The following is a 1,321-nucleotide window of genomic DNA, read 5'->3' on the forward strand; positions in this document are numbered from 1 at the left end:
GTTCAGGAATGAGTGCAGTTGCTCGACCCCCGCAGCGGCCCGGGCCGTGAGCTCGCCCCACTGGTTGGAGACCAGAATGACGATGCCGGCGATGACGCTGCCGAAAACGGCGAGAATGGCCACGAACGAGGCAACCACCGCGAGGGCGCGCGGCCAGCCGTGCCCGGTGAGCCAGCGGACCAGCGGGGAGATCGCTGCGGCCAGGATAACGGCGATGAGGACGGGGATGATGACGAGCGGGATGCGGCTGGCGGCCCAGATGATTGCCCACGCGAGGGCGGACACGGCCAGGACCTGCACGGAGCGGATGCTGGCGCGGCCCAGTCCGTCCGACCAGATGGCTGGCATTGCGTTGCGGGGTTCGATCATAGGGGTTCTCCCGGCGTTCGGACGCGGCGGCTAGGCCCAGCGCAGGGGCTTCGGCCTGGACTGTTGCCACGCATCGTAGAACCGCAAGCGGGCTTCGTTGCCGCGCTGCTGCTCGAGGGCGTGCAGGCGCCCGAAGGTAAATCCGCTGCCGGGGGCATCCGCGGCCTGCCCCGCCAGCACCAGTAGGGATTCCCGGGTGACGACGCTGTCCTGGAAGTCTCCGAGGATCTCCTGGATGCCCTCCGCGGCCCGGGCAACGTTCGTTGCTTGAGTGCCGAAAATGGGGGTAGCCGCCTCTGCGGCATAGCGCAGCCGCTTGGCAGCCTTCCGAACTTCATGCAATGCGGCATCCTGCGGTGTCCCGCCTGTGCCGCCGTCAAGGGACCGGACCGCCGCCTTGAGGCGTTTTCGTTCCGCGGAAACGAGCCGGCCAACCGTCCCCGGCGCATCATTGCCTGCCCCGCCGCTCAGCGGAGGTACCGCAAGGAAGGCATCGAGGGCATCGAGGAGGCGGAAGTAGCGGGCGCTGTCCAGCGCCGCCAGTCCGGCGGCAAGGCCCTGTTGCTGGACAGTGCCGAGGTGCTCCTGGATCTGCTGCGCGACTGGCCCGATCAACAGCTCCGCAGGTTCGGCACTGATCATTTGCGTCAGCCGGGCACGGATGACCTCGGCGTCCCTGGCCTGGCCCACGTTGCCGGCGAGCCACTGGAGCTCGCCCCTAAGGAACCTGGCCGACGTCGTATCTGTGAGCGTTCGAAAGGTTGCCAGTGCCGACCGCAACCGGCGGGCGGCCACCCGGAATTGATGCACGGCATCGGGCGCATTGACCCGGACGCGAGGATCATTCAGCTTCACGGCGCGTATCTGTTGGGATACCTACGAGAGCATGACGTCCGAGGCCGGCCCGCTCGGGCTCGGTTTCGGAACCGTGCCCGGATTCTCCGGATAGTCC

General features: G+C 67.8%; 2 protein-coding genes. Both read right to left on the reverse strand.

Translation table 11 applies throughout. The features are described 5' to 3' along the window. Positions 1–369, reverse strand: a 369-nt coding sequence (locus tag LQV45_RS33090; protein ID WP_230011924.1) for an AI-2E family transporter, incomplete at its 3' end; no start/stop codon positions are given. A 30-nt stretch (positions 370–399) separates the two neighbouring features. Next, the gene (locus LQV45_RS33095; protein WP_290370393.1) at positions 400–1,233 is read right to left on the reverse strand and encodes a CHAD domain-containing protein; all 834 of its coding nucleotides are present in this window, start codon (positions 1,231–1,233) and stop codon (positions 400–402) included. Positions 1,234–1,321 lie beyond the last annotated feature (88 nt).

It is taken from the genome of Microbacterium sp. Bi128 (genome assembly GCF_918698205.1).